At 71.3% G+C, this 20,517-nt stretch carries 15 protein-coding genes; 5 read left to right on the top strand and 10 right to left on the bottom strand.

From position 1 onward, the window contains the following. The first annotated feature begins 63 nt into the window (after positions 1 to 63). Both JHW41_RS23865 and JHW41_RS23860 read left to right on the top strand, forming a co-directional pair. The gene (locus JHW41_RS23865) at positions 64 to 1,566 is read left to right on the top strand and encodes an MFS transporter (RefSeq protein ID WP_250448028.1); all 1,503 of its coding nucleotides are present in this window, start codon (positions 64 to 66) and stop codon (positions 1,564 to 1,566) included. Next, complete coding sequence (locus JHW41_RS23860; protein ID WP_428995424.1) at positions 1,563 to 3,254, top strand: alpha-amylase family glycosyl hydrolase; 1,692 nt, start codon at positions 1,563 to 1,565, stop codon at positions 3,252 to 3,254. Before JHW41_RS23865 ends, JHW41_RS23860 begins: the two co-directional genes overlap by 4 nt. 276 nt (positions 3,255 to 3,530) lie before the next feature. Here the strand turns inward: JHW41_RS23860 and JHW41_RS23855 are convergent, their stop codons facing one another. From JHW41_RS23855 to JHW41_RS23840, 4 genes are all read right to left on the bottom strand, one after another. Next, positions 3,531 to 4,559 carry a LacI family DNA-binding transcriptional regulator gene (locus tag JHW41_RS23855; protein ID WP_250448026.1) on the bottom strand — a complete coding sequence of 343 codons (1,029 nt, stop codon included), beginning with the start codon at positions 4,557 to 4,559 and terminating at the stop codon, positions 3,531 to 3,533. A gap of 102 nt (positions 4,560 to 4,661) precedes the next feature. Continuing rightward, entirely contained in the window at positions 4,662 to 5,594 is a 933-nt protein-coding gene (locus JHW41_RS23850) for an ABC transporter permease subunit (protein ID WP_250448024.1), read from the bottom strand. Then, positions 5,594 to 6,322, bottom strand: a complete 729-nt coding sequence (locus tag JHW41_RS23845) for a VIT1/CCC1 transporter family protein (protein WP_250448022.1) — start codon at positions 6,320 to 6,322, stop codon at positions 5,594 to 5,596. Before JHW41_RS23845 ends, JHW41_RS23850 begins: the two co-directional genes overlap by 1 nt. Then, positions 6,319 to 7,887, bottom strand: a complete 1,569-nt coding sequence (locus JHW41_RS23840) for a peptide ABC transporter substrate-binding protein (protein ID WP_250448020.1) — start codon at positions 7,885 to 7,887, stop codon at positions 6,319 to 6,321. The genes JHW41_RS23845 and JHW41_RS23840 overlap by 4 nt, the downstream gene beginning before the upstream one ends. A 268-nt stretch (positions 7,888 to 8,155) precedes the next feature. Here JHW41_RS23840 and JHW41_RS23835 point away from each other — a divergent pair, with 268 nt between their 5' ends. Continuing rightward, positions 8,156 to 9,535: a glutamate--cysteine ligase gene (locus JHW41_RS23835; protein ID WP_428995423.1), complete on the top strand. Its 1,380-nt coding sequence runs from the start codon at positions 8,156 to 8,158 to the stop codon at positions 9,533 to 9,535. Between the two features lie 315 nt (positions 9,536 to 9,850). Here the strand turns inward: JHW41_RS23835 and JHW41_RS23830 are convergent, their stop codons facing one another. The 6 genes from JHW41_RS23830 to JHW41_RS23805 form a co-directional block, all read right to left on the bottom strand. Then, positions 9,851 to 12,412 (bottom strand): DNA topoisomerase I, encoded by a 2,562-nt coding sequence (locus JHW41_RS23830; RefSeq protein WP_250448016.1) that lies wholly within the window; start codon positions 12,410 to 12,412, stop codon positions 9,851 to 9,853. A gap of 338 nt (positions 12,413 to 12,750) precedes the next feature. Further along, positions 12,751 to 13,857, bottom strand: coding sequence for an RDD family protein (locus JHW41_RS26045; protein WP_284499517.1), 1,107 nt, complete (start codon positions 13,855 to 13,857; stop codon positions 12,751 to 12,753). Positions 13,858 to 13,959: 102 nt separating this feature from the next. After that, positions 13,960 to 14,958, bottom strand: a complete 999-nt coding sequence (locus tag JHW41_RS23820; protein ID WP_250448014.1) for a GYF domain-containing protein — start codon at positions 14,956 to 14,958, stop codon at positions 13,960 to 13,962. Between the two features lie 382 nt (positions 14,959 to 15,340). Beyond that, positions 15,341 to 15,829: a DUF494 family protein gene (locus tag JHW41_RS23815; RefSeq protein ID WP_057945974.1), complete on the bottom strand. Its 489-nt coding sequence runs from the start codon at positions 15,827 to 15,829 to the stop codon at positions 15,341 to 15,343. 87 nt (positions 15,830 to 15,916) lie between these two features. Beyond that, a complete protein-coding gene (gene dprA, locus JHW41_RS23810) occupies positions 15,917 to 17,317 on the bottom strand; it encodes a DNA-processing protein DprA (RefSeq protein WP_250448012.1) in 1,401 nt (466 codons plus the stop codon). A 92-nt stretch (positions 17,318 to 17,409) separates the two neighbouring features. Next, positions 17,410 to 18,564, bottom strand: a complete 1,155-nt coding sequence (locus tag JHW41_RS23805; RefSeq protein WP_057949907.1) for a LysM peptidoglycan-binding domain-containing protein — start codon at positions 18,562 to 18,564, stop codon at positions 17,410 to 17,412. A 172-nt stretch (positions 18,565 to 18,736) separates the two neighbouring features. On the opposite strand from JHW41_RS23805, the gene def reads away from it, so the two are divergent. After that, positions 18,737 to 19,249 (top strand): peptide deformylase, encoded by a 513-nt coding sequence (gene def, locus JHW41_RS23800; protein WP_057945975.1) that lies wholly within the window; start codon positions 18,737 to 18,739, stop codon positions 19,247 to 19,249. 161 nt (positions 19,250 to 19,410) lie between these two features. Continuing rightward, on the top strand, positions 19,411 to 20,334 hold the full coding sequence (gene fmt, locus JHW41_RS23795; RefSeq protein WP_078998224.1) for a methionyl-tRNA formyltransferase: 924 nt from the start codon (positions 19,411 to 19,413) through the stop codon (positions 20,332 to 20,334). Positions 20,335 to 20,517 lie beyond the last annotated feature (183 nt).

Genomic DNA, 20,517 nt, shown 5'->3' with positions numbered 1-20,517 from the left:
GGCGCGCCGCGTTGCGGCCGCCATCCCGCGTCGCCGCGCGCGCCCCGTGCCAGACTTCCCGCCATGACCGACCGCCCCGACGCGCCGACCCGCAAGCCGCAGCTGACGTTCTGGCAGATCTGGAACATGTGCTTCGGCTTCCTCGGCATCCAGTTCGGCTTCGCCCTGCAGAACGCCAACGTCAGCCGCATCTTCCAGACCCTGGGCGCGTCGATCGACGACATCCCGATGCTGTGGATCGCCGCGCCGCTGACCGGGCTGATCGTGCAGCCCATCGTCGGCTACCTGTCCGACCGCACCTGGACCGGCCTGGGCCGGCGCCGCCCGTACTTCCTGATCGGCGCGATCCTGGCCACGCTGGCGCTGATCGCGATGCCGAACTCGCCGACGCTGTGGATCGCCGCCGGCCTGCTGTGGGTGCTCGACGCCTCGATCAACATCTCGATGGAGCCGTTCCGCGCCTTCGTCGGCGACCAGCTGCCGCAGCAGCAGCGTCCCGCCGGTTACGCGATGCAGAGCTTCTTCATCGGCGTCGGCTCGGTGGTGGCGAGCCTGCTGCCGTACCTGCTCGCGCACCTGGGCGTCGGCAACACCGCCGCCGCCGGCGCGGTGCCCGACACGGTGCGCTATTCGTTCTACTTCGGCGGCGCGGTGCTGCTGCTGTCGGTCGGCTGGACCGTGCTGCGCACGCGCGAGTACCCGCCGCAGCAGTTGCAGGCCTTCGACGAGGCGCCGGCGGCCGAGGCCGCGCCCGAGCGCGACCGGGTCCGCTGCCTGCTGTTCGGCGCATCCTGGGTGGTGGTCGGCGGAATCTGCGCGACCGCGATCTCCATGCTCAGGCTCGACCGCCAGCTGTACGTGCTGGCGGCGCTGATCGCCGCGTTCGGGTTGGCTCTGCTGGTGCGCGGGGCGATCCGCGACGAGCACGGTTTCGCCCGGGTGATGGACGACGTCGGCGCGATGCCGTCGACGATGGCGCGGCTGGCGGTGGTCCAATTCTTCTCCTGGTTCGCCTTGTTCGCGATGTGGATCTACACCACGCCGGCGGTCACCCAGCTGCATTACCACACCAGCGACACCGCCTCGGCCGCCTACAACGAAGGCGCCAACTGGGTCGGCGTGCTGTTCGCCGCCTACAACGGCTTCGCCGCGCTGGCGGCGATCGCGATCGCGCCGATGGCGCGGCGCTGGGGCCTGCGCCGCAGCCATGTGTTCAACCTCGCGCTCGGCGGCGCCGGGCTGATTTCGGTGGCGCTGCTGCGCGATCCGCAGATGCTGCTGCTGTCGATGGTCGGCGTCGGCTTCGCCTGGGCCTCGATCCTGTCGCTGCCGTACGCGCTGCTGTCCGACAGCGTGCCGGCGGCGAAGATGGGCGTGTTCATGGGCATCTTCAATTTCTTCATCGTCATCCCGCAGCTGGTCGCGGCGAGCCTGCTCGGGTTCCTGATCAAGCACCTGTTCGGCGGCCAGCCGGCGGCGGCGCTGGCGATCGGCGGGGTCAGCCTGTTCGTCGCCGGCGCCTGCACGCTGTGGGTGCGCGAGCCGGCGCCGCGGGTGCGCGCGTGAGGCCGCTGCTGCTGGCCGCGCTGAGCCTCGCGCTGGCCGCGTGCGCGCACGGCGGCGGCGCGCGCGAAGCGCCGCCGCAACGCGATTACTACGGCACCCTGGCGCCGATGGCGAGCGAGGCGGTGTACTTCGTCGTCACCGACCGCTTCGTCAACGGCGACGCCGGCAACGACCAGCGCGAGCAAGGCGGGCCGGACCCGGACACGCGCAGCTTCGACCGGCCGGTGCCCGGCGCGCCCGCGGGCGAGAGCGACAACATCGGCTACCTCGGCGGCGACTTCAAGGGCCTGCTCGACAATGCGGGCTACATCCGCGACATGGGCTTCGGCGCGGTGTGGCTGACGCCGATCGTCGACAATCCCGACGAGGCCTTCACCGGCGGCGATGCGGTGACCTGGGGCGGCGCGTTCCAGGACCGCGGCAAGACCGGTTACCACGGCTATTGGGGCGTGGACTTCTATCGCCTCGACGAGCACCTGCCGAGCCCGGGACTCGACTTCGCCGCACTGACCCGCGGGCTGAAGCAGCACGGGCTCAAGACCGTCCTCGACATCGTCGCCAATCACGGCTCGCCGTCGTTCACGATGCGCAAGCCGCAGGCCAAGTACGGGCGGATCTACCGCGACGGCGAGTTGGTAGCCGATCACCAGAACCTGGCGCCGGAACGACTCGATCCCGCGCACGACCCGCTGCATCGTTTCTTTCACAACGAACGCGACCTGGTCCAGCTGTCGAACATCGACGACACCAATCCGGCGGCGATGGACTATTTCGTCGGCGCTTACTCGCAGTGGCTCGACCAGGGCGCCGACGCGTTCCGCATCGACACCATCCGCCACATGCCGCTGGCGTTCTGGCGCGAATTCGCCGCGCGCATGCGCGCAAAACGGCCGGGATTGTTCATGTTCGGCGAGGCCTTCGACTACAAGCCGGAGAACATCGCGCCGTTCACCTGGGCCGGCAACGGCGGCGTCAGCGTGCTGGATTTCCCGCTCAAGGAGCGGCTGGCCGACGTGTTCGGCAAGCCCCGCGCCGACTATGCGCGGCTGGAGGAGCGGTTGTACCTGCAAGGCGGGCCGTACGCGAATCCGTACGAGCTGATGACCTTCTACGACAACCACGACATGCCGCGCCTGGACGCCAGCGACGACGGCTTCATCGACGCGCACAACTGGCTGTTCACCGCGCGCGGGATTCCGGTGATCTACTACGGCTCCGAGATCGGGTTCGAGCGCGGGCGCGCCGAGCATGCCGGCAATCGCAACTACTTCGGCCAGCCGCGCGTGGACGCGGCGCGCTCGCATCCGATCCGCGTCGCGCTCAAGCGCGTCGCCACGGTGCGGCGGGACTCGCCGGCGCTGCAGCGCGGTCTGCAGCTGAACGTATCGCTGCAGGGCGACCGAGCCGCGTTCTATCGCGTGTACGAACACGCGGGCGTCGCCCAGATCGCGCTGGTGCTGCTCAATAAGGGCGATGCGCCGGCGCAGTTCGCGGTCGGCGAATACCTGCAGGCCGGCCGCTGGCGCGCGGCGCTGGGCGGTGGCGAGGTCGCGGTCGGCGAGGGCGGCACGCTGCGCGCATCGGTGCCGGCGCATGGCGTGGAGGTGTATCTGCTCGATGCGCCGGCGCGCCGCGCGGATCTGGTCGCGGCGCTGGACCAAGCGATGGCGCGGGCGCGCAAGCGCTGAGCGTCTCGTCGGTCCGCTACCTGCAGGAGCGGCGCGAGCCGCGACCAACCGAAGCCGCGTAGCCCCGCCGTAGCTCCCCAAAGCCCCGATCCCCCAGCCCGTCATTCCGGCGAAAGCCGGAATCCAACTTGCCGTTGCCTTTGTCGTCGCTCTCGCCCGGCCGACCGCAGCGCAAAGTCAAAATGGATTCCGGCTTTCGCCGGAATGACGGTGCGAGGGTGCGAGGGTGCGATACGACGTGAGGCGACGCGACGCGATACAAGGCCTGTCGGCCCTTCAGCCCCCGCAAGACTTGCGCACCACCAACGTCGTCGGCAAGCGCTGGCTCGCGGCATCCTCGCCGCGGATCAACCGCATCAACGCCTCGACCAGCAACTCGCCCGCCTGCTTGGTGTCCTGGAACACCGTCGTCAGCGGCGGATGCGCGAACCGCGCCATCGGCAGGTCGTCGAAGCCGATCACCGACACGTCCTCGGGCACGCGCAGCCCGCGCTCGGTCAGCGCGCGCATCGCGCCGATCGCGATCAGGTCGCTGGCGGCGAACACCGCGTCGAACGGCAGGCCGCGCGCCAGCAGTTCCAGCGCGGCGGCATGGCCGGCGTCCTCCGAACTTTCCGCATCGACCTGCAGCGCGCGGTCCAGCGCCAGCCCGGCGTCGTTCAAGGCCTGCTCGCAGCCGAGGAAGCGGTCGAGGAATTCAGGGTAGTGGCTGGACGCGTCGCCGAGGAACGCCACCCGCCGCCGCCCGAGCGCGACCAGGTGCGCGCCGGCCTGGCGCCCGCCGCCGAGGTTCTCGCAGCCGATCGACAGCCCCGGCTGGTCCGGCAGCACCGCGCCCCAGCGCACGAAGCGGGTGCCCTGTTCGACCAGCCGCTGCAGCTTGCCCTGGTAGGCCAGGTAATCGCCGTAGCCGAGCAGGATCAGGCCGTCGGCCTTCATGCTGTCCTCGTAGTCGGCGGCCCAGTCGTCGGAGAGTTGCTGGAACGAGATCAGCAGGTCCTGGCCGTGGCGCGCGCAGGCGCGGGTGATCGAGCCGAGCATCGACAGGAAGAACGGGTTGATGTGCGACTCGTCCGGAGTCGGGTCCTCGAACAGCAGCAGCGCCAGCGTTCCCGAGCGCTGCCGGCGCAGGCTGGAGGCGTGGCGGTCGACCTTGTAGTTGAGCTCGCGCACCACCGCCTCGACCCGCTTGCGCGTCTCGGCGTTGACCAGCGGACTGCCGCTGAGCACGCGCGAGACCGTGGCCTGGGAGACGCCGGCCAGGTGGGCGATGTCGACCGAGGTGGCTTTGGTCTTTTTGCGCATGGCGGGAGTGTAGCGGGGACCGGGGACCCGGGACCGGGGACCCGGGCAAGAGCAAAAGCGTTGTCCGCGGCTTTACCCGGTCCCGGGTCCCCGGTCCCCCGATCAACCCTGCTCCAGCCGCGGATCCATCCACCCCCGCAGCGCATCCACCAACACATTGATCGCCACGATCAACGCCCCGATCGCCAGCACCACGCCCAGCACCAGGGTGTAGTCGCGATTGAGCGCGCCCTGGACGAAATAACGCCCCATGCCGGGGATGCCGAACACCTGCTCGACCACCGCCGAACCGGTGACCACGTTGATCAGCGCCGGCGACAGCCACGCCGCCACGGGCAACAGCGCCGGCTTGAGCGCATGGGCGAACAGCAGCCGGGTTTCCGACAGGCCGCGGGCGCGCGCGGCGCGCAGGTAGTCGGCCGACAGCGTGTCCAGCAGCGAGGCGCGGGTCAGCCGCGCGCAATAGGCGATGTTGGGCAGGGCCAGCGCGATCACCGGCAGCACCACGTTGTCCCATTCGCCCCAGCCGCCGGCCGGCAGCCAGTGCAGGGTCACCGCGAACAGCAGCACCAGCAGCGGCGCGACCACGAACTTCGGGATCGCCAGGCCGAGCCCGGCCAGCAGCATCAGCGCGCGGTCGGTCCAGCCGCCGGCGCGCAGCGCCGCCCACGCGCCCAGGCCCACGCCGAACAGCAAGGCCAGCAGCAGCGCCAGGCCGCCGTTGAGCGCCGACACCGGCAGCGCGTTGGCGATCAGCTGGTTGACGGTGTAGTCGGGGTACTGGAACGAGGGCCCCAGGTCGCCGCGCAGCGCGTCGCCGAACCAGCCCAGGTATTGCAGGAGCAGCGGTTGGTCGAGCCGGTACTGCGCATCGAGCACCGCCTGCACTTCCGGCGGCGCCGCCTTCTCGGTGTCGAACGGGCCGCCCGGCGCGGCGCGCAGCAGGACGAAGCACAGCGTGCCGAGCAGCCACAGGGTGATCGCCGCTTCCAGCAGGCGGCCGCCCAGGCGCAGCAGTCGCGGCGCCGCGTGCATCAGACCCGCACGCCGAACAGGTGGCCGACCGCGGTCGCCGCGGCCATCGCCATCGCGCCCCAGAACGTCACCCGCAGCGCGCCGCGCAGCATCCGCGCGCCGCCGGCCCAGGCCGCGAGCGCGCCGGACACCGACAGCGCGACCAGGGTGGTCACGATCGCCACCGGCTGCACGTGTGGGTGCGGCGCCAGCACCACCGCGGCGATCGGCAGCGCCGCGCCGCCGACGAAGGCGCCGGCCGAGGCCAGCGCCGCCTGCACCGGCCGCGCGCGCAGGGTGTCGGTGATGCCGAGTTCGTCGCGCGCGTGGCTGGCGAGCGCATCGTGCGCGGTGAGCTGGCGCGCGACTTCCCGCGCCAGATCCGCGGTCAGCCCGCGTTGCACGTAGATGCGCGCCAGCTCTTCGAGTTCGCCGTGCGGGTCCTCGGCCAGTTCGCGTTTTTCCACCGCGATGTCGGCGCGCTCGGTGTCGGCCTGCGAGCGCACCGACACGTATTCGCCCGCGGCCATCGACATCGCCCCGGCCACGGTGCCGGCGATGCCGGAGGTGAGGATGGCCGCCGCGTCCGCGCCGCTGGCGGCGACGCCGACCACCAGCCCGGCGACCGAGACGATGCCGTCGTTGGCGCCGAGCACGGCCGCGCGCAGCCAGCCCACGCGCTCGGAGCGGTGCGCTTCGGGATGGCGGCTGCGCGCGTGCGGCGTGGGCTTGGCGGCGCGCGCGTTCATGGCGACAGGCTCAGCCAGCGGCTGGCGTGGCGGTCCAGCGCATTGGCCTGGAACCCGCGCACGCGCCGCGAGACCAGGTGCTTGGAAGTGTAGAAGTACAAGGGAATCGCCGCGTTGTCGTTGAGCAGGCGCTGCTCGGCCGCGCGCAGCCAGGCGTTGCGCGCCGCTTCGGTGGCCGCCGCGTCGGCGCGGGCGAGGCGCTCGCGATAGCCGGCGTCGTCGTAGCCCATCCAGTTCAGCGGGCCGTCGTTGGCGAACGCGGCGAGGAAGTTGCGCGCGTCGGGCAGATCGCCGATCCAGCCGCCGCGGAACGCCTGGGTGATCGCGCGCTGCTTGCGGTTCTGCACGAACACTTTCCATTCTTCGTTGCGCAGGCGCACCTGCACGCCGAGGGTCTGCTTCCACATCGCCGCCACCGCCAGCGACAGGCGCCGGTGCGGGGTGGACGTGTTGTAGCGCAGCTCCAGCACCAACGGACGTTCGGGCGAGTAACCCGCGTGGCGGTACAAGGCGCGCGCATGCGCCTCGCGTTGCGCCTGCGTCCACGATGCCCACGGCATCGCCGCCGGCGCGTAGCCGGCGATGCCCGGCGGCACGATGCCGTAGGCCGGGGTTTCGCCGAGGCCGGTGACGTAGCGGGTGAGTTTGTCGCGGTCGATCGCCATGGTCAGCGCGCGCCGCAGCGCCAGCGCCTGTTCGGCGCAGCGCGCGCTGGCGCAGGCCGGACGGAACGGCGGCTGGGTGGTGTTCAAGCCGAGCCAGAACGCGCCCAGGTACGGCGACAGCCGCAGCTGCTCGCCGAAGCGCGCGCGCAGCGCCGGCAGCGGCTGCGGCGGCACCACCTCGGTGATGTCCAGGTCGCCGGCGGCGAAGCGCTGCAGTTCGGCGGCGGCGTCCTCGGTGACGTGGAAGCGCACCCGCGGCAAGGCGACGCGGGCGGCGTCGTGGAACTGCGGGTTCTTCTCGACGACCAGATTCGCCTGCGGCGTCCAACTGGCGAGGCGGTAGGCGCCGTTGGACACCAACCGGCCCGGCTGGGTGTGCTGCGCGCCGTGCCGTTCGACCGCGGGCAGGTAGACCGGAAACGCGATCGGCAGGGTCAGCAGCGCCGGCAGCGAGGCGCTGCGGGTGAGCCGGAACACCACCGTGCGCGGGTCCGGCGCGCCGACCCCGAGCCGTTCGGGCGCGAGCTTGCCGGCCTGCACCGCCTGGGCGCCGTCGAGCGCGTCGAACAGTTCGCCGAACGGCGCCGCGGTGGCCGGAGCGAAGGCGCGGCGGAAGCTGGCGACCACCTGCGCCGCGTCGAGCGCTTCGCCGTTGCTCCAGCGCAGGCCCGGACGCAGGACGAAGGTCCAGGTGCGGCCGTCGGCCGAGACCGTCCAGCGCTCGGCGATGCCCGGCACCAGCCGGCCCTGCGCGTCCTCGGTCACCAGCCCTTCGTACAGGTCGCGCAGCACGTTGCCGCAGGCGACTTCCTGGCAGCGGTGCGCGTCCAGCGTGCTCGGCTCGGGCCCGTTGCCGCGTTCCAGCTGCGCGGTCGCGTCCGCCACCGCCTGGGCAGGCACGGCCGGCGCCGCCAGCGCCAGTAGCAGGGCCGAACCATAGCGTTGCAGGACGGACGTTGTTCGCGCCAAGACGGGCTCTACACTGCCTGGGGTCTTGCGATTGTAGGCGAGCTGCCGCATATCCAGACCTCAGATTGCTGCAAGGTAGGACCGTGGCGCCGCGCCGGGTTCCCCGTGGGGGAGGCCGGCCGCGGGCGCTGGCCGCGCTTCGGCGCGGCGGGCCGCGCGGTCCCGACGACGAACAATGAGTTTGCGAAGCGAGGTGGATGTGTCCGGACCCAGCCAGGTGAACGATCTCGAGATTCCCGACGTCAAGGGCGGCGGCCGCGCCGTGCTGATCGACTACCTGGCTTCGGGCGCGCGCCCGGAATCGGACTGGAAGATCGGCACCGAGCACGAGAAGTTCGGCTTCCGCACCGACGACCTGCGTCCGCCGACCTTCGACGGCGAGCGCGGCATCGAGGCGCTGCTCAAGGGCCTGACCCGGTTCGGCTGGGCGCCGGTGGAAGAGAACGGCCGCACGATCGCGCTGACCCGCGACCAGGCCTCGGTCTCGCTGGAGCCGGCCGGCCAGCTGGAACTGTCCGGCGCGCCGCTGGCGACGCTGCACGACACCTGCGTGGAAGCGGCCACCCACCTGCGCGAAGTGCGTACCGTGGCCGAGCCCATGGGCCTGGGTTTCCTCGGCATGGGCTTCCAGCCCAAGTGGCGGCGCGAGGACATGCCGTGGATGCCCAAGGGCCGCTACAAGATCATGCGCGAGTACATGCCCAAGGTCGGCCAGCTCGGCCTGGACATGATGACCCGCACCAGCACCGTGCAGGTCAACCTGGACGTGCTCGACGAAGCGGACATGGTCAAGAAGTTCCGCGTGTCGCTGGCGCTGCAGCCGATCGCGACCGCGCTGTTCGCCGATTCGCCGTTCCTGGAAGGCCAGCCCAACGGCTACCTGTCCTACCGCTCGCACATCTGGACCGATACCGATCCGGACCGCACCGGCCTGCTCGACTTCGTGTTCGAGGACGGCTTCGGTTACGAGCGCTACGTCGACTACCTGCTCGACGTGCCGATGTACTTCGTCTACCGCGACGGCCGCTACCTCGACGCCAGCGGCCAGTCGTTCCGCGACTTCATGGACGCGAAGCTGCCGGTGTACCCGGACCAGCGCCCGACCCTGAAGGACTGGGCCGACCACAGCACCACCGCGTTCCCGGAAGTGCGGCTGAAGAAGTACCTGGAGATGCGCGGCGCCGACTCGGGCCCGTGGAACCGGATCTGCGCGCTGTCGGCGTTCTGGGTCGGCCTGCTGTACGACGCGCAGGCGCTGGATGCGGCCTGGGACCTGGTGCTGGACTTCACCCCGGCCGAACGCCACGCGCTGCGCGACGGCGTGCCGCGGCACGGGCTGCATCTGCCGTTCCGCGACGGCAAGGTGCTGGAACTGGCGCGGCGCGCGCTGGAGATTTCGGCGCACGGCCTGCGCCGGCGCGCGCGCCTGAACCAGAACGGCGCGGACGAGTCGATCTACCTGGAACCGCTGATGGAGTTCGTGGCGATGGGCAAGAGCCCGGCCGAGCGCAAGCTCGAGCTGTTCCACGGCGAGTGGGGCGGGAACGTGGATCGGGTGTTCAAGGAATTCGCGTACTGAGGTCGCGGCTGCGCGCGCGTGCGTGAGCCGCGCGTGCGGGTGTCGATTCGGGGTGTCGCCTTCGTCGTGGCTGCGTTGTCGCGGTCGCGGCTCGCGCCGCTCCTACAGTCGGATACGAAGCCGCGGTAGCCCCCTGTAGGAGCGGCGCAAGCCGCGACCGCGCCACGACGACTACGACGCGACCGGCCTATGCGCCGTCCGCGCGAATGCCCGCTGCCGTCGCGCGCGCAACAAAAAAGCGGGCCGCCCTCGCGAGCGCCCGCTTCTGTCATGCCCGATACCGCGGCGCAGCCGCCGCGGCACCGGCGCGACGGCTCACTTCGCCGTCGTCTTCTTCGCCACCTTCTTGACCGCCTTCTTCGCCGCGGTCTTGGTCGCCGTGGTCTTGCTCGCGGCCGGCTTGGCCGCCACGGTCTTGGCCGCCGCCTTCTTGACGACCTTCTTCGCCGCCTTCTTGGCCGGCGCTTTCTTGGCCGCGGCCTTCTTCGCCGGCGCCTCGCCGTCGGCGCTCTTGGCCGTCTTCTTGGCGGCCGACTTCTTCGCCGCCGGTTCCTTCTTGGCCGCGGTCTTCTTGCCGAAGCGGCCGCGCACCGGCTTGCCGGTCTCTTCCAGCAGCTTGGTCACTTCCTCGAAGGTCAGCGAGGCCGGCTCGCGGTCCTTGGGGATGCGGCCGTTGAGCTTGCCGTCGCTGATGTACGGACCGAAGCGGCCGTTGAGCACCTGGATGTCGCTGCCGTCGAACTGCTTGATGATGCGGTTGCGCGCGATCTCTTCCTTCTCCTCGATCAGGAACACCGCGCGCGCCAGGTCGATGGTGTAAGGATCGTCTTCCTTCTTCAGCGAGGCGTAGGTGCTGCCGAGCTTGGCGAACGGACCGAAGCGGCCGATGCCGACGCTGACTTCCTCGCCGTTGTGCTGGCCGAGCTTGCGCGGCAGCTTGAACAGCTCCAGCGCCTCGTCCAGGGCGATGGTGTGCATGCTCTGGCCCGGACGCAGCGAGGCGAAGGTCGGCTTCTCCTCGTCCTCGGCGGTGCCGATCTGCGCGTACGGCCCGTAGCGGCCCAGGCGCACGCTGACCGGCTTGCCGCTCTTGGGATCGGTGCCGAGCTCGCGCGCGCCGGTGGCCTCGCTGCGGTCGACCGATTCCTTCTTCTCTTCGACCAACTGCTTGAACGGCGCCCAGAACCGCTCCATCAGCGGCACCCATTCCTCTTCGCCGCGCGACACCGCGTCCAGCTCGTCCTCGAGCTTGGCGGTGAAGTCGTAGTCGACGTACTGGGTGAAGTGGCCGGACAGGAACTTGGACACCGCGCGGCCGACGTCGGTCGGACGGAAGCGGCGGCTGTCGAGTTCGACGTACTTGCGGAACAGCAGGGTCTGGATGATCGAGGCGTAGGTCGAGGGACGGCCGATGCCGTATTCCTCGAGCGCCTTGACCAGCGAGGCTTCCGAGTAGCGCGGCGGCGGCTCGGTGAAGTGCTGGTCGGCGTGGATGCGGTCGAGCGGGATGCGGTCGCCGGTCTTCATCGGCGGCAGCTTGCGGCCTTCGTCCTCGTCCTCGGCGGCCTTGGCGTCCTTGCCTTCCTCGTACACGGCGAGGAAGCCCGGATCGATCACCGTGGTGCCCGACGCGCGGAAGCTGTGGTCGGCGCCGGCGGCGAGGTCGATGCTGACGGTGTTGAGCGTGGCCGGGACCATCTGGCAGGCCACCGCGCGCTTCCAGATCAGCTCGTACAGGCGGCGGGCGTCGTCGTCGAGGTAGCGCGCCATCTGCGCCGGCGTGCGCAGCGCGGCGGTCGGGCGGATCGCTTCGTGCGCTTCCTGCGCGTTCTTGGACTTGGTCTGGTAGGCGTTGGGCTTGTCCGGCAGCGCCTTGGTGCCGTAGTCGCGCGCGATCACGTCGCGGATCTCGGTCACCGCGTCCTGCGACAGGTTGACCGAGTCGGTACGCATGTAGCTGATCAGGCCGACCGTGCCCTCGTCGCCCAGCGCCACGCCTTCGTACAGCTTCTGCGCCACGCGCATGGTCCGCGAGGTGGTGAAGCCGAGCTTGCGCGAGGCTTCCTGCTGCAGGGTCGAGGTGGTGAACGGCGGCGCCGGGCGGCGCTTGCGTTCCTTGCTGGTGACGTCGGTGACGTGCAGGAAGCCGTTGGCCGCCGCGACCAGGCGCTTGCGCGCGGCCTCGGCGGTCTCGCCGTCGGTGATGGTGAACTGCTCGAACTTCTTGCCGTCGAGCTTGTTGAGCCGGGCGGTGAAGGCCTGCTGCGGATGCGCGCATTCGGCTTCGACGGTCCAGTACTCGCGCGCGACGAAGGCTTCGATCTCCTCCTCGCGCTCGACGATCATGCGCAGCGCCGGCGACTGCACGCGGCCGGCGGACAGGCCGCGCTGGACCTTGCGCCACAGCACCGGCGAGAGGTTGAAGCCGACCAGGTAGTCGAGCGCGCGGCGCGCCTGCTGGGCGTCGACCAGGGGCGCGGCGATGTCGCGCGTCTGGTTCATCGCCTCCTTGATCGCGCGCGGGGTGATCTCGGTGAACACCACCCGGCGCAGCGGCTTGTCTTCGAGCAGGCCGCGCTCGCGCAGGATCTCGGCGATGTGCCAGCTGATCGCCTCGCCTTCGCGGTCCGGGTCGGTCGCCAGGAACAGGTTGTCGGCGCTGCGCGCGGCCTTGGCGATGGCATCGACGTGTTTCTCGTTCTTCTCGATGACCGCGTATTCCATCGCGAAGTGGTTGTCCGGATCGACCGCGCCTTCCTTCGGCACCAGGTCGCGGACGTGGCCGTAGGAGGCCAGGACGGTGAAGTCCTTGCCGAGGTACTTGTTGATCGTCTTGGCCTTTGCGGGCGATTCGACGATGAGGAGGTTCTTCGCCATGGGGACTCCGCAGGCCCGGGGCGGGGCGCTGCTCGACTGCTCGTTCTCGGTGGGGGCGGCGACGCGGGCCGGGGCCGGCGTGGCGAGGGGTTAAGAAGGCGACGCCCGCGACGTTCGGCCGCGGGCGTTCAGGTTTCCTTTTTCTAGTGGAATCACGCGGCGGCCACGGCTGTCAAGCTCGGCGCTGCGGCCGCGGCGATCCGGGCGCCCTAAAGTGGCATCGAAATGCCTCAAGGACACGTGACGAAGTGTGCCCCGTTCAGCCCGGGGCGGCTGTGACCGCGGCCGCGGCCGTTCAGGCCCGGTCGTCGGTGGGCGGGGGTGGCGGGCCGGGGCATTCAGCGCAGGCCGAACACGAGCGCGCCGACGATGAAGCCGATCACGCCCAGCCAGATCAGGCCGCCGAGCACCAGCACGACCCAGGTCACCACCCCCAGCTCGTCGCGCTGCAGCTCGGGACGGGCGGTGTAGGCCCAGCGGTCGACCACCTGGGTGCGCGCGAGCAGGTCGTGCAGGCCGCGCTTGCGCTCGGTGAAGGCCGCCATCAGGAAGCCCACGCCGAGGGTCAGCCAGCTCGCGATCGAGGCGGCCCAGCGCGCGAGCGCGCGGCCGCGGCCCAGGCGCGCGCCGTCGGCGTCGACGACCTTGATCCCGACCGCCAGCTTGCCCAGGGTCGCCTGCATCGACGACGACTCCATGCCGGCGTAGTAGCAGGCGCTGATCAGGACGTAGCTGAGCGTGCTGATGGCGGTGACGACGGCCGACAGCGTCGCGCCGCCTTCCAGCCAGCGCCCGCTGTCGCCGGCGATGCCGACCATGAACACGCCGATGAACAGCACCGTGGCGACGGCGTAGTAGAGGGTGCCGACCAGGGTCGAATCGATCAGGTAGGCGGCGAAGCGGCGCCAGAAGCCGGCCGCGACCACCGGCTGGCCCAGCACCACCTGGCTGTTCTCGGCCACCGCGGCGCGCGGGGCGGCGTAGGGCGAATCCGCGCCGGGGGCGTCGGTGGTGGGGGCGACGGACGTGGCGATGGCGGACGTGGCGGCGGTGGCCGCGGCGGCCTGGGCCGTGGCATCGCCGGGGAGGCCGGTGTCGGCAGCGGCGGCGAGTCCGGCGTCCGCGGGCGAACGCCGCGCTTCGGCCTCGGCCTGGGCGGCCGCGACCGCGGCGGCGGTGCGCCCGGCGCTGGCCTGTTCGGCCTGCTCAGGATCGGCGAGCGGCGCGAAGCCCGGCGCGGCGACCAGTTCCGCGGCCAGCTCGCGCCACGGCCGCCACTGGTCCAGGCCGTCGCGCCAGACCAGCGTGTCCGGGCCCAGTTCGCCGCGGTCGTGCAGGGCGGCCATCGCCGCCGCATCCAGCGGCCCGTGCCGGTTGCGTTCTTCGTCGCTGTAGTACCACTGGGCCATCGCGGCGTCCGTTTGCCTGGTCAGATCGGCGCACATGATGCCATCGGTGCGCCGGACCATCATGGCGGCGCGTGGCCGTTGGCCGCGGCCGGCGCCGCGCGGATGCGCGGCGCCGGCGGTTTGGCGGCCTATTGCGGCCTATTGGCGGCAGGATTGCGGCACCAGCGCCGGCTTGTCGATGTCGGTGCTGCAGGTCCATTCGTGGCTGTTCGGATCGAACGAGAGCCACAGCTTGCGGCCGTCCAGGTGGCGGTTGTCGAAGCCGCGCAGTTCGAGCTGGATCGCGCACTGGCCGCTGTCCTTGAACCGGCCGAATTCGACCGAGGCCAGCTGCGGGCCGGCGTAGTCGGCGGCCGGGCGGAAGCCCGGGCTGGCGTTGTTGGGGCAGCCCTCGTGTTCGAGGTAGTGCTCGGCGACCTGGAGCTTGTAGCTGCCGGCCTCGGCCATGACCCCGGCGAGCTTGGCCCGGTGGGTGTAGTCCTGGTAGGCGGGCAGGGCGATCGCGGCGAGGATGCCGAGCACCGGGATCGCCAGCACCGCCACCACGATCAGCGCGATCAGGCAGCCCGACATGCCGCGCTTGGGCGGCGGCGCGGCCTGCTGGCGGCGGGCGACGTGGGCCGGGGCGTAGTCGGCGGGGCTGACGCTGCGCTGCGGTTGCGCGGGCGCGGCTTCCGCGGGCTGGGGCGCGGACGCGCCGATGGGCGCCTGCGCGGCCGGCTGCGGCGTTTCGGCGGCGGCCACGGCGGCACTGAAGTCCGCGCGGCCTTGCGACGCGGGGGCGGCTGGTGTGGCCGGTGAAGCTGTCGCAGCAGGCGCGGCAGGCGCAGCGGCGGGCGCCGGCGCGGAGTCGGTCGGGGCCGGCGCGGCGCCTGGCGCGTTTGGCGTTGCGGCGGCGAGCGGCGCTTGCGTCGCAGCGATCGGCGTCGCGGCCGCGCCGGGCGGCAACGGCGGCGGCGCGTCGGCCAGGCCGAGCTCGTCCTCGACCTGCTGCAGCGGCAGCCATCCGCTCAGTCCCGCCCGCCAGACCAGTGTGTCGCGTCGCACGCGGCCGGCGCGGACGTGTTCGCGCAGTGCATCGGCGTCGATCGGCCCGACCCGGCCCTGCGACGGTTCGTGGTAGTACCAGTGCGTCATTCCATCCCCCCAAAGCCGCGGCCGGCGTTGCGGCGGCCGCGGGCGTCCCTGTCCGTGAAAGCGAGGCCGCGGCGTGTCCGCCGCAGCATCGCGCAATGGCGCGGCGCGCGTGCCTCGGGCGCGCGCGAGCCGCATGAAACTACCACGCAGCGCACAAAACGCTACTGGCGCGACGCTGGCGATCTACGGGCGACGACGGACGGGCGCCGCCGCGGCCATGGACGGGCGCGCACGCTCGCGCCGCTGCGACGAAGCGGCAGTCGGGCGACAGGGACAGGAAACGTGTGGGGCGCCCGCAGCGGGGCGGCGACGCGAGACCGGACGCAGCCCAGGGCCGCGTCGGAGGGGACGAAACGACGCCGCGGACGGCGCCGCAGCCGGTTCAGTGCACCGGCTCGGGCTCGTCCTCGAACATCTGGGTTTCCATCCAGGCGTAGGCCGCCTCGGAACCGGGCTGGTTGAACAGCACCATCAGCACGACCCACTTGAGGTCGTCCAGGTCCAGTTCGTCCTGGTCCAGCGCCATCGCGCGGTCGAGCACCAGTTCGCGCTGGTCCGCGTCGAGGATGCCGTGTTGTTCCAGGAACAGCAGGAAGCCGCGGCACTCGACATCGAGCTTGTCGAGTTCCGGCCCGAAGTAGATCCGGGTCGGCCCGCCCGCGCTGGGACGGCTGACGCTGGGCCGCTGCTGGGCCAACGCGTCGAGCCATTCGATGGCTTTGTTGATTTCGGCGGGGCTGAAACCGGCCTGGCCCAATTCTTCGAACAGGGGGCCGCTGCGGAGCGAATCGCGGTCGCGGACCAGGTCCGCATCGTCGGTGAAGTAATGCTCGAACAGGTACAGCAGGACGTCCAGGATGCTCTCTTTCATTTCCCTCGGCCTGCGCCGCATGCGGCGCGGTGGGCAGAACTTGCTGATTGGCCGGGTGAACTGCCGGTGGGTGACACCGATTCGAGTTCAGCGGTTACGGAAGTAACGGCCGTGCTGCGCCGCGACGCGACCCTCAAGCTCCATGACCAGCAGCATGGAGGACAGTTCCGCAGTCGTCAATCCAGTACGGTGGACCAGTTCATCCATACCGGTTGGGTCGAAACCCAGCGCATTCCACAAGGACTGGTAGTCCGGATCGGCGAAATCGGCCTGGGCCGGGGCTGGATCGGCGTCTCCTGAGACGGGACCGGAACCATCCTGACCGGCCTGTATGACCGCCGCGTGGCCACCGTCAATGGGGGCGCCCAGGCGCCGACGCAAGCCGTCGGCGAGTTCGGCCGCGACCGGGGCCAGCGCGGCGGCGACCTCGGCCGCGCTTTCCACCAGCCCGGCGCCCTCGCGGATCAGCCGGTGGCAGCCGCGCGCGAGCGGGTTGTGGATCGAGCCGGGCACGGCGAACACCTCGCGCCCGCACTCGGCGGCCAGGCGCGCGGTAATCAGCGCGCCCGAGCGCTCCGCCGCCTCGACCACCAGGGTGCCCAGGCTGAGCCCGGCGACGATGCGGTTGCGCGCCGGGAAGTGCGCCGGGCGCGCCTGGGTGCCCGGCGGGTACTCGCTGGCCACGGCGCCTTCGGCGGCGATCCGCGCCAGCAGGTCGGCATGGCGGCGCGGGTAGGCCAGGTCGGGGCCGGTGCCGAGCACGGCCACGGTGAGCCCGCCGGCGTCCAGCGCGGCGCGGTGCGCGGTCGCGTCGATGCCGGCGGCCAGGCCGCTGGTCACCGCCAGCCCGCTGCGGGCCAGGGCGCGGGCGAAGTCGGCGGCGTTGCCGCTGCCGGCCGGGGTCGGCGAGCGGCTGCCGACCACCGCCACCGCCGGGTGCCACAGCAGGCCGGGCTCGCCGGCCACGAACAGCGCCAGCGGCGGGTTCGGCGCGCGCCGCAGCAGGGCGGGGTAATCCGGGTCGGTCCAGGCGATCAGCTGGCGGCCGGGGCGGGTCAGCCATTCGAGCAGGCGGCGATCGGCGTCGTCGGCCCAGCCGGCCTCGCGCCACAACGTCTCGCCGGCCGGCGCGCGCAGGCGCGCGACCTGCGCGGACGACAGCGCGGCCTGGCTCCAGGCGGACGGCCCCGCGGCCAGCGCCGCAGCGGCGCCGCCGCACGCTTCCAGCAGCGCGCGCCGCGCCGCGCTGGAACCGCCGGCGGCGAGCAGGCGCAGCAGGGCCAGGGCGTCGGCTTCGCTGCGGATCGGGCCGTCGGAGCGCGCGCCGGCGGTGCGCGTTGCCGCGGCCGGCGCCGCGTCGAGGGCCGCGTCGAGGGTCGCTTCGCCGGCGGGTGCCGCGGGCGGCCGCGGTCCGCCGCGCGGCTGCGCGCGCGGGTCGGGGTTGGGATTCGGGTTCGGGTAGGAGGCGGGAGCGTCGGCGTCGGGCATGCCCCAGCCTAGCCCGCAAACGACGACGGCGCCCGCAGGCGCCGTCGCGTGTATCGGTAGGAAAAGCCCGCGTCGGGCCCGCTACCGTGGACTCAGTACGGCGAGTCCGGATGCTTGAGCTCGAAGCCGACCTTGGTCGGGCGCACGCCGTCCATGATCAGCGCGTAGCTGACCTTGTCGAAGGTGCGGAACACCATCGCGTGGCCGGCGAATTCGTCCGGCAGGCGCACGCGCGAGTTCTTGCCGACGGTGGTTTCGTCGCGGTCCGGGCCGACCTTGACCCGATCCACCGCGCGGCTGCCCACGCGCCAGGTCGAGAACACGGTGCCGTTGTCGATGCCGTCGCGGGCGCCGACCGACAGCGCGATCACGTCGCGCGGGCCGCCGTTCCGGATCAGGTCGGCCACCGCCAGCACCTGCGCGCGGCCGTAGTCGAACTGGGCCTTGGGCGGATGCGGGAAGAACTGCAGGTCGTAGGGCTGGGCTTCGACCGGGATCAGGCGGTCGCCGACGCGGATCTCGCGGCCGGTGTCGTCGATCACCAGGGTCGAGGCCTGCATGCCGCTGACGGCGCCGCGGCTCAGGGTGCCGGTGGAGATCTGCATCAGCTCGTAGCCGAGCAGCTCGCGGCCCTTGTCGGGCACCACCACGTCGGTCCAGATCGCTTCGAAGTCGACCGTGCGCTTGCCGCGGAAGTCGAGGTCGGCGGCGCGCATGATGTCGCAGCAGGCCACGCGGTCCAGGCGGGTATAGCGCTGGGTCGGACGGACCACGGCGTAACGGGTGCCCGGGCTCGCCTCGGGCAGGCCCTTGATGTAGGCCACCTGGCCCTGGGTCACGCGCAGGCGGTCTTCTTCCAGGCCGACCACGTAGGGCAGGTCCTCGAACTTGTCGACCACGCGCAGGTTCTTCAGGAACGGTTCGATTTCCGACAGCGGCACGCCGGTGATCGCCGCTTCCTGGCGCGGGCCCGGCTGGACCTGGGCCTGGGCCACGCGGTCCAGGTAGGCCAGCGAGATGACGTCGCCGGGATAGATGAGGTGCGGATTCTTGATCTGCGGATTGGCCTGCCAGATCTCCGGCCACAGCCACGGCTTCTTGAGGAAGCGCGCGGAAATGTCCCACAGGGTGTCGCCCCGCTTGACCACGTAGGTCGAGGGGTGGTCGCCACGCAGTTCCGCCGCGATGGCGTACGTGGCAACAGTCAGCAACGCAGCGGCGAAAACCGCGCGAATCGGTTTAAACATGGCGGCCATCTACCTGATTCCCCTTCCAGGTTTGCCCTTTGCGGGCACCCGGACTATAGCCCAGAAGTCGCGCAACACTATCAGGCATTGACCGGCTATGGACGGCCTGTAATGGGGGTACAATGCAACGAAAACTTGCGTATGTGACCCACGCCCCCATTTTAGGTGCCCTATGGCCCTGTTACCGATCTTAGAGTTCCCCGACCCGCGACTGCGCACGAAGGCAGCGGCGGTCGATCCCGCGCGCGTCACCGAACCCGCGTTCCAGCAATTGCTCGACGACATGTTCCAGACCATGTACGAGTGCCCGGGCATCGGCCTGGCCGCGAGTCAGGTCGACGTGCACCAGCGCTTCATGGTGATCGACGTGTCGGAGGACAAAAACCAGCCGCTGGTGTTCGTCAATCCCGAAATCCTCGAGCGCTCCGGCGAGCAGGTCTATCAGGAAGGCTGCCTGTCGGTGCCCGGCATCTTCGCCGACGTGACCCGCGCCAACGCCATCACCGTGCGCGCGGTCGGCCGCGACGGCCAGCCGTTCGAGCTCAGCGCCGACGGCCTGCTGGCGGTGTGCATCCAGCACGAGATGGATCACCTCGAAGGCAAGCTGTTCGTCGACTACCTCTCGCCGCTCAAGCGCGAGATGGTGCGCAAGAAGCTGGCCAAGCAGAAGCGGCTGTCGGCGTAACCGCCGGGCGCCGGACACAGGGAATGGGGCATCGGGGTCCGCGTTCGCGCAGCCTCGGCCCCGTTCCCTTTTCTGTTTTTGCGCGCCTGCGCGGCCCGGTTCGCTAAGCTCCGGGCCGCTGCCGTCCTACTCCCCATTCCCGAGTTCCCAGTCCCGCCCCAATGCGCATCGTCTTCGCCGGCACCCCCGAATTCGCCGTTCCCGCCCTGCGCGCCGCCGCGCAGTACAACGAAGTGGTGGCCGTCTACACCCAGCCCGACCGTCCGGCCGGGCGCGGGCGCGAGATGGCGCTGTCGCCGGTCAAGCGCGAGGCTTTGCTGCGCGGCATCCCGGTGCTGCAGCCGGAGAACTTCAAGCAGGCGGTCTCGCGCAAGGCGCTGCGCGCGCTGGAGCCGGACCTGATGGTCGTGGTCGCCTACGGCCTGATCCTGCCGCAGTCGGTGCTCGATATTCCCGTGCACGGGTGCTGGAACCTGCATGCCTCGCTGCTGCCGCGCTGGCGCGGCGCGGCGCCGATCCAGCGCGCGATCGAGGCCGGCGACGACGAGACCGGCGTGTGCCTGATGCGCATGGAAAAGGGCCTAGACACCGGGCCGGTGCTGCTCGCCAACGACACCGAAATCGGCGCGAACGAAACCGGCGGCCAACTGCACGACCGCCTCGCCGACATCGGCGCGCAGGTGCTGCGCGACGGCCTGGGCCTGTTGCGGGTGGGCTTGGTGCCGCAGCCGTATCCCCAGCCGGAGCAGGGCGTGACCTACGCGCACAAGCTCGACAAGGCCGAGGCGCGGCTGGACTGGAACCGGCCCGCGACCGAGCTGGCCAACAAGGTGCGCGCGTTCAATCCCTGGCCGATGGCCGACGCCCTGCTCGCCGGCGAGCGCGTGCGCGTGCACGGCGCGGTGGCGCTGCCTTTGGCGCACGGCGCCGAGCCCGGCACGGTGCTGCTGGCCGGGCGCGACGGCATCGACGTGGCCTGCGGCGACGGCGCGCTGCGCATCCGCGTATTGCAGCGCGAAGGCGGCAAGGCGATCACCGCCGCAGATTATTTGAACGGCCGCCGCGACCTGGCGACGGTGCGCTGAGATGAGCGAACGCCGCGATCCGCCGAAGCCCGGCTCGTCCAAGCCGGCCGCACCGCTCGACGGCGAGGCGCGCCCCACGGCCGGACGGCTGCGCAAGCTGGATTCGCTGGACGCCGCGCGCTACGCGCCGGCGCCCGAGCGGCCCGCCGCCGCGCCGGGACGTAGCGGCGAGCAGGACCCGCA

Source organism: Lysobacter enzymogenes, assembly GCF_023617245.1.
GTDB classification, from domain to species: Bacteria; Pseudomonadota; Gammaproteobacteria; order Xanthomonadales; family Xanthomonadaceae; genus Lysobacter; species Lysobacter yananisis.
This window is presented reverse-complemented; position numbering and strand designations above follow the sequence as displayed.

Coding starts and splice junctions, on each gene's coding strand:
- JHW41_RS23865 (WP_250448028.1), top strand. CDS start 64: ATGACCGACCGCCCCGACGCGCCGACCCGCAAGCCGCAGCTGACGTTC.
- JHW41_RS23855 (WP_250448026.1), bottom strand. CDS start 4,559: ATGCGCAAAAAGACCAAAGCCACCTCGGTCGACATCGCCCACCTGGCC.
- JHW41_RS23850 (WP_250448024.1), bottom strand. CDS start 5,594: ATGCACGCGGCGCCGCGACTGCTGCGCCTGGGCGGCCGCCTGCTGGAA.
- JHW41_RS23845 (WP_250448022.1), bottom strand. CDS start 6,322: ATGAACGCGCGCGCCGCCAAGCCCACGCCGCACGCGCGCAGCCGCCAT.
- JHW41_RS23830 (WP_250448016.1), bottom strand. CDS start 12,412: ATGGCGAAGAACCTCCTCATCGTCGAATCGCCCGCAAAGGCCAAGACG.
- JHW41_RS26045 (WP_284499517.1), bottom strand. CDS start 13,857: ATGTGCGCCGATCTGACCAGGCAAACGGACGCCGCGATGGCCCAGTGG.
- JHW41_RS23820 (WP_250448014.1), bottom strand. CDS start 14,958: ATGACGCACTGGTACTACCACGAACCGTCGCAGGGCCGGGTCGGGCCG.
- JHW41_RS23815 (WP_057945974.1), bottom strand. CDS start 15,829: ATGAAAGAGAGCATCCTGGACGTCCTGCTGTACCTGTTCGAGCATTAC.
- dprA (WP_250448012.1), bottom strand. CDS start 17,317: ATGCCCGACGCCGACGCTCCCGCCTCCTACCCGAACCCGAATCCCAAC.
- JHW41_RS23805 (WP_057949907.1), bottom strand. CDS start 18,564: ATGTTTAAACCGATTCGCGCGGTTTTCGCCGCTGCGTTGCTGACTGTT.
- def (WP_057945975.1), top strand. CDS start 18,737: ATGGCCCTGTTACCGATCTTAGAGTTCCCCGACCCGCGACTGCGCACG.
- fmt (WP_078998224.1), top strand. CDS start 19,411: ATGCGCATCGTCTTCGCCGGCACCCCCGAATTCGCCGTTCCCGCCCTG.